This is a genomic window from Mycobacterium sp. (assembly GCF_019247615.1).
Classification (GTDB): domain Bacteria; phylum Actinomycetota; class Actinomycetes; order Mycobacteriales; family Mycobacteriaceae; genus Mycobacterium.
This window is the reverse complement of record NZ_JAFBAT010000098.1, coordinates 1-6,816: the sequence shown is the minus strand read 5'-3', so window position 1 is coordinate 6,816 and position 6,816 is coordinate 1. Positions and strand designations below refer to the sequence as shown.

The 6,816-nt window shown below is 66.7% G+C and carries 8 protein-coding genes and 3 tRNA genes; 7 read left to right on the top strand and 4 right to left on the bottom strand.

Annotation, left to right across the window (positions count from 1 at the left end):
• Window position 1: 1 nt before the first annotated feature.
• Both JO059_RS06650 and JO059_RS06645 read right to left on the bottom strand, forming a co-directional pair.
• Window positions 2–74 (bottom strand) — tRNA-Arg (locus tag JO059_RS06650).
• Window positions 75–106: 32 nt separating this feature from the next.
• Window positions 107–195 (bottom strand) — tRNA-Ser (locus JO059_RS06645).
• A gap of 89 nt (window positions 196–284) precedes the next feature.
• On the opposite strand from JO059_RS06645, the gene JO059_RS06640 reads away from it, so the two are divergent.
• A complete protein-coding gene (locus tag JO059_RS06640; RefSeq protein ID WP_293315302.1) occupies window positions 285–1,358 on the top strand; it encodes a pyridoxal phosphate-dependent aminotransferase in 1,074 nt (357 codons plus the stop codon).
• 3 nt (window positions 1,359–1,361) lie between these two features.
• Entirely contained in the window at window positions 1,362–1,835 is a 474-nt protein-coding gene (locus tag JO059_RS06635; protein WP_293315301.1) for a DUF4334 domain-containing protein, read from the top strand.
• Here the strand turns inward: JO059_RS06635 and JO059_RS06630 are convergent.
• Window positions 1,832–2,416, bottom strand: coding sequence for a TIGR03086 family metal-binding protein (locus tag JO059_RS06630; RefSeq protein WP_293315300.1), 585 nt, complete (start codon window positions 2,414–2,416; stop codon window positions 1,832–1,834). The two genes, JO059_RS06635 and JO059_RS06630, sit on opposite strands and share 4 nt — an antisense overlap.
• Window positions 2,417–2,439: 23 nt before the next feature.
• Here JO059_RS06630 and JO059_RS06625 point away from each other — a divergent pair, with 23 nt between their 5' ends.
• Genes JO059_RS06625 through JO059_RS06610 form a run of 4 tightly spaced genes read left to right on the top strand, consistent with a single transcriptional unit; the run spans window position 2,440 to window position 5,888 of the window.
• The gene (locus tag JO059_RS06625; protein WP_293315299.1) at window positions 2,440–3,264 is read left to right on the top strand and encodes a crotonase/enoyl-CoA hydratase family protein; all 825 of its coding nucleotides are present in this window, start codon (window positions 2,440–2,442) and stop codon (window positions 3,262–3,264) included.
• 12 nt (window positions 3,265–3,276) lie between these two features.
• Complete coding sequence (lipE, locus tag JO059_RS06620; RefSeq protein WP_293315303.1) at window positions 3,277–4,512, top strand: lipase LipE; 1,236 nt, start codon at window positions 3,277–3,279, stop codon at window positions 4,510–4,512.
• Window positions 4,513–4,542: 30 nt separating this feature from the next.
• A complete protein-coding gene (locus JO059_RS06615) occupies window positions 4,543–4,734 on the top strand; it encodes a hypothetical protein (protein WP_293315298.1) in 192 nt (63 codons plus the stop codon).
• 47 nt (window positions 4,735–4,781) lie between these two features.
• A complete protein-coding gene (locus JO059_RS06610) occupies window positions 4,782–5,888 on the top strand; it encodes a hypothetical protein (RefSeq protein WP_293315297.1) in 1,107 nt (368 codons plus the stop codon).
• A 12-nt stretch (window positions 5,889–5,900) separates the two neighbouring features.
• Here JO059_RS06610 and JO059_RS06605 read toward each other — a convergent pair.
• Window positions 5,901–5,987 (bottom strand) — tRNA-Ser (locus JO059_RS06605).
• Window positions 5,988–6,024: 37 nt separating this feature from the next.
• Between JO059_RS06605 and JO059_RS06600 the strand changes: the two genes are divergently transcribed.
• Window positions 6,025–6,816: NAD(P)H-quinone oxidoreductase (locus JO059_RS06600; protein ID WP_293315296.1), on the top strand; the 792-nt coding region annotated here is incomplete at its 3' end.

Genomic DNA, 6,816 nt, shown 5'->3' with positions numbered 1-6,816 from the left:
GCGCGCCCGAAGAGATTCGAACTCCCAACCTTCTGATCCGTAGTCAGATGCTCTATCCGTTGAGCTACGGGCGCCTGTGTTCACTTGTGCTGCCAAAACTACTCAGCGGAGGCGAGAGGATTTGAACCTCCGGTCCCCTTGAAGGGGGACAACTCATTAGCAGTGAGCCCCATTCGGCCGCTCTGGCACGCCTCCATTGGACTTCCTGAGGGTACCCGAACCCTTCCGGGTGTCCCCGAACCGCCGGAGGCATAGCGTACACAGCACGGACATATGCTGTCGAAGTGACCGCCCGCCTGCGACCCGAGTTGGTCGGACTGCCGGTCTATGTCCCCGGCAAAACCATCCCAGGTTCCACCAAGCTGGCAAGCAATGAAACGGTGTTGGGGCCGCTGCCCAGCGTCCGGTCGACCATTGAACGGGCCACCGAAAGCGTCAACCGTTACCCCGACAGCGCCTGCGTGGAGCTCAAGGCGGCGCTTGCGAAGCACCTCGGACATGATTTCGCTTCGGAACACGTCGCCGTCGGTTGCGGTTCGGTCAGTCTGTGCCAGCAGCTCGTTCAAGTCGCCGCCTCGGTCGGCGACGAGGTGGTGATGGGCTGGCGCAGCTTCGAGCTCTACCCCCCGCAGGTTCGGGTCGCCGGCGCGACCGCCGTCAAGGTGCCGTTGACCGATCACGCATATGACCTCTACGCGATGCTCGCCGCGATCACCGAGCGCACCAGGCTGATCTTCGTCTGCAATCCCAACAACCCGACGTCCACGGTCGTCGATCCGGATGCGCTGGTCCGCTTCGTCGAGGCGGTGCCTCCCCACATCCTGATCGCCATCGACGAGGCCTACGTCGAATACATCCGCGACGGCATGGCGCCCGGCAGCTTGGAGCTGGCCCGCGCCCGCAGCAATGTCGTTGTGCTGCGGACCTTTTCGAAGGCATACGGGCTGGCGGGCCTGCGCGTCGGCTATGCGGTGGGCCACCCGGAATTGATCACCGCGCTGGACAAGGTGTTCGTGCCGTTTTCGGTGACCAGTGTCTCGCAGGCCGCCGCCATCGCCTCACTGCAAGCGGCCGACGAGTTGCTCGCCCGCACCGACGCCGTCGTCGCCGAGCGCTCGCGGGTGAGCACCGCGTTGCGGGATGCCGGATTCACACTCCCACCGTCGCAGGCCAACTTCGTGTGGCTGCCATTGGGAACCCGGACAGCGGACTTCGTCGCGCGGGCCGCGGACGCCCGCATTGTGGTCCGCCCGTACGGCACCGACGGTGTGCGGATCACCATCGGCGCGCCGGAGGAGAACGACGCCCTGCTGCTTTTCGCCCGCGACTGGATCAGCAGCGCCATAGCCGGGGAGTAGGCCATGAACGTCGCCCGCGCGCGGTTCACCGAGTTCAAGGAACGTGATCGCATCAGCGAGGCCGAACTCGATGAATTCTGGGCGACGCTGGCGCCCGCGACCATCGAGGGAATGATCGGCGAGTGGAAGGGCGGTGAGTTCCTCACCGGCCATCGGATGAACGGCCAACTGGCCAAGGCCGGCTGGTTCGGCAAGACGTTCAAATCCGCCACCGACGTGCAGCCCCTGGTCTGCGTGGACGCCGAGGGAAACAGGTTCTCCAATGTGGCGATGGGTAAGGGCGAGGCCAGCCTGTGGCTGGAAGGCTTCCGCGGCGAGGTGACGGCCACGATGGTGTACGACGGCCAACCGGTACACGATCACTTCAAGGTGATCGACGACGACGCCGTCATGGGCATCATGAACGGCAAGGGCGTCCTGGACTTCCAGGACGGGGTGGGCCGCTACTACTACTTCTATCTGGAGCGGGTGGGCTAGCGGGCCGGGTTGCGGCCGGTGAACGCGACCAGCTTCTCGAGCGCGCCGGCGTCGTCGGACACGTCGACCGGGTCGTCGAACCGGCCTGGGCCGCGAACCTCCGGCCGGATGATCTTGTGGGCCAGCCCCAATACGTATTCCGACAGCGGTTCGGGGGCGTTGACCTCGTGCCCCACCGCGACGGCGTAATCCCAAGCGTGGACCAGGAATTCGATCGACAGGATGGCACACGCGTCCTTGGCCGGCATCTCGCCCTTGCCGAACGGCACGGTGCCGTCCAGGCCGTGGCGATGCCAGGCATCCAAGGCCGGCCGGGCCGCGGCGAGGACCTGCCGCTCCACCGAATCGCTTCCGTCACGCTCCGGGAGCTCCGCGCCCACCATGCCACCGAGACCGGCGATCGACTTCAGCAGATGCCCCGTCAGCGCCGTTACGTCGAACTCGCTGCACGGCGTCTGCCTGGTCATGTCGTCGGCGGCGATCGGGTGCAGGACTCGCTGCAACACACCCAGGGTGTCCTCGGCGCTGCGCAGCTCGTCGGTGGGTGGGGAATGCGGGCCGGGTCGCAAATCGGGTGGCATATTCGCCACGCTACGGTCTCGATATGGGCGAAGCATACGAATCGGTCACCATCGACACCAAGGACCACGTCGCACAGGTGACATTGGTCGGCCCGGGCAAGGGCAATGCGATGGGTCCCGCATTCTGGTCGGAAATGCCGGAGGTGTTTGCGGCGCTCGATTCCGACCGCGCCGTCAGGGCAATCGTCATCACCGGATCCGGCAAGAATTTCAGCTATGGCCTTGATTTGCCCGCGATGGGCGGCATGTTCGCTCCGTTGATGGCCGAGGGTGCGACGGCCCGCCCCCGCACCGACTTCCACGCCGAGCTGCTTCGGATGCAGAAGGCGATCAACGCCGTCGCCGACTGCCGCACCCCCACCATCGCGTCGGTGCACGGTTGGTGCATCGGCGGCGCAGTCGACCTCATTTCCGCGGTGGACATCCGCTACGCGAGCGCCGACGCCAAGTTCTCGGTGCGGGAAGTCAGACTCGCCATCGTGGCCGACATGGGTAGCCTGGCGCGCCTGCCGCTCATTCTCAACGACGGCCACCTGCGGGAGCTGGCCTTGACGGGCAAGGACATCGACGCGGCCCGGGCGGAGAAGATCGGGTTGGTCAATGATGTCTTCTCCGACGCCGATGCGGCGCTCGCGGCCGCCCACGCCGCCGCCGCCGAAATCGCCGCCAATCCCCCGCTGGCGGTTTACGGCGTCAAGGACGTCTTGGACCAGCAACGCGCCTCGGCCGTTTCCGAGAACCTGCGCTACGTCGCCGCCTGGAACGCGGCCTTCTTGCCGTCGAAGGACCTGACCGAGGGCATCTCGGCGACATTCGCCAAGCGCCCGCCGCAGTTCACCGGGGAGTAACGGGTGGCGGACATGACCCCGGACGGCCGGATCCGCGTTCCGGCCGACCTGGACGCCGTGACGGTGACCGGCGAAGAGGACCACTGCGAGATCGACCGCGCCGCCGTCGAACGCATCTGGCGGGCGGCGCGGCACTGGTACCGGGCAGGCCTGCAGCCGGCGATCCAATTGTGCATCCGGCACCGCGGCCGCGTGGTGCTCAACCGCGCGATCGGTCACGGTTGGGGCAACGCGCCCACCGACCCACCCGACGCAGAGAAGATCCCCGTCACCACCGACACCCCGTTCTGCGTCTACTCGGCGGCCAAGGGCATCACCGCGACCGTCGTGCACATGCTCGTGGAGCAGGGTCACTTCGCGCTTGATGACCGCGTCTGCGAGTACATCCCCAGCTACACCAGCCACGGCAAGCACCGCACCACGATCCGGCACGTGTTGACCCACAGCGCGGGCGTCCCCTTCCCGACCGGACCGAGGCCGGATCTCCGCCGGGCAGACGACCACGAGTACGCGCAGGAACAGCTCGGCAAGCTGCGCCCGCTGTACCGTCCGGGGCTGGTGCACATCTACCACGCGCTCACCTGGGGCCCGCTCATGCGTGAGATCGTTTACGCCGCCACCGGAAAGGACATTCGAGAAATCCTGGCGACGGAGATTCTCAACCCGATGGGCTTCCGGTGGACCAACTTCGGGGTTGCCAAGCGGGACATCCCGCTGGTCGCGCCCAGCCACGCCACGGGTAAGCCGCTCCCCCCGGTGATCGCGGCGATATTCCGCAAGGCCATCGGCGGTACCGTCCACGAGATCATCCCGTACACCAATACGCCCGCGTTTTTGTCCACCGTGGTCCCGTCGTCCAACACGGTGTCCACCGCGAACGAGCTGTCCCGCTTCGCCGAGATCTGGCGGCGCGGCGGCGAACTCGACGGCGTGCGGATCATCAGTCCCGAAAGGATGTACCAGGCGGTGCAGGAGTGCCGCAGGCTGCGCCCGGACTTCGCGGTGGGCCTACAACCGGCTCGCTGGGGCACCGGATACATGTTGGGAACAAAGCGGTTCGGACCGTTCGGACGCAACGCGCCGGCGGCATTCGGGAACCTCGGCCTGGCTAACATCGCGATCTGGGCCGACCCCGAGCGCTCCCTGGCCGCAGGGTTAATCAGCAGCGGCAAGCCCGGCCGGGATCCGGAGGTCAAGCGGTACACGGCCCTCATGGACACCATCGCCGCGGAGATTCCCATCGGTTGAGGCGCCCCGCAGGCGGGAACACTGCCACGCATGGCTACATATCGAGTGCTCAATCCCCAGGGTGAAGTCGTCGCCACCAAGGACATCGAAAGCGCCGACAAGGCACACGCGTGGTTCGCCGATGACGCGGTCGAGGGCAACGAACTCGGTTGGCGCATGGAGGTCGAGCACGACGGCGAATGGCACTTCTTCGATGACAGCGAGGGAGATCGCAGCTATTAGGCACCCGACGGGGTTTGTGCCCCCGCGGTCGGGGCAACCAACAGGGCATGGATTCTGAACGCTTCCGTAAGCTGCTGGACGCACCCCGACCGTTCGCCTCCGTCTATTTCGACGACTCGCATGACACCCATGACGCCGAGGCCCAACTCGAGCTGAAGTGGCGTTCGGTGAAAGAAGAGCTCGAAAAGCAGGGCGCCGACCCAGCGGTCATCGACGGCATCGAGGATGCGGTGATGAACCTGCGCCCGCCGGTCGGGCGAAGCGGGCGCGCGGTGATTGCGAGTGCCGAGCGGGTAGTGATCAACGAGCACCTCGCCCGCCCCGCCGCGACGACCATCGTTCGCGTGTCCGAATTGCCGTACCTGGTGCCGATTCTCGAGCTGAGCTTTGACCACCCCGACTACGTCCTGGTGGTCGTCGACCACGGCGGCGCCGACATCACCACCCATGCAGGCGGCACCCTGCGTTCCGAAACCGTCGACGGCGGTGGCTTTCCCGTGCACCACGCCGGCGGAGCCGAGACCGCGGGGTACGGCGACCCGCAGTTGCGCACCGATGAGGCGGCCCGCAAAAACCTGCGCGCCGTAGCAGATCGCGTCAGCGAACTCGTCGACGACAAGGGCATCGAGATGATCTTTGTGGTCGGCGAGGTGCGCTCGCGCTCCGACCTGCTGGCCACCTTGCCGGAACGGCTACAGGACCGCACGGCGGTGCTCGAGGTTGGGGCGCGGCACAGCGGTCACGACTTCGGCGAGATCGAGCACGCCATCGAGCAGGAAGTCCTCAAGCGCCAGTTGCGAGCGATAGACAATGTCGCGCAGCGCTTTACCGCCGAGATCGGCCGGCACTCCGGACTGGCGGCCGAGGGGCTCGGCCCGGTGTGCTCGGCGCTGCGCCAGGGCGCGGTAGAAACGCTGATCATCGGCGACATCGGCGATGCCACCGTGGTCGCCGACGAAAGGTTGACCACGGTCGCCCCGAACGCCGAGGTGCTGTCGGAACAGGGCGCCGCGCCCGACAAGACGGTGCGTGCGGACGAGGCACTGCCGCTGCTCGCGATTTCGGTCGGGGCGTCGCTGGTGCGCACCGACGAACGGATTTCGCCGGCCGACGGCGTCGGCGCGGTGCTTCGCTATGCGCCGACGCTTCATTAGACGCCGGCGCGGCGGTGGCGGAGGGATTTGAACCCCCGGACGGTTTCAGCCGTCTCTCGCTTTCAAGGCGAGTGCATTAGGCCGCTCTGCCACGCCACCGCTGATAAGACTAACGGGGCCTAGTAACGTCGCCGGCATGCGCGCGATCGTCGCCAAATCGCCCGAGCAACTGTCCTGGCAGGAAGTGCCCGACGCGGCCGCCGGCCCAGGTCAGGTGTTGATCAAGGTGACTGCGGCCGGCGTCAACCGCGCCGACGTGTTGCAGGCGGCCGGTAAGTACCCGCCGCCGCCGGGGGCCAGCGACATTATCGGCATGGAGGTGGCCGGGGTGGTCACCGAAGCTGGTTCCGGTGTTACCGAATGGTTTGTGGGGCAAGGAGTTTGCGCTTTGTTGGCCGGCGGCGGATACGCCGAGTATGTCGCCGTTCCGGCCGGCCAGGTGATGCCGATTCCTGAGGGTGTCGATCTTGTCGACGCCGCCGGGTTACCGGAAGTGGCCTGCACGGTGTGGTCGAACCTGGTGATGACCGCGCGCCTGCGCGAGGGTCAGCTGCTTCTGATGCACGGGGGCGCCAGCGGCATCGGCACCCATGCCATCCAGGTCGCGCGGGCGCTTGGCGCCCGGGTGGCCGTCACCGCCGGGTCGGCAGGCAAGCTGGAATTCTGCCGCGAGTTGGGCGCCGAAATCACCATCAACTATCGCGAAGAGGACTTCGTCGCGCGGCTGCGCGAGGAGACCGACGGCGCGGGCGGCGCCGACGTGATTTTCGACATCATGGGGGCCTCCTATCTGGACCGCAACATCGATGCGCTGGCGACCGACGGGCAGCTCGTCATCATCGGCATGCAGGGCGGTGTGAAGGGCGAGCTCAACATCGGCAAGCTGTTGGTCAAGCGGGCGCGGGTCATCGGCACCACGCTGCGGGGC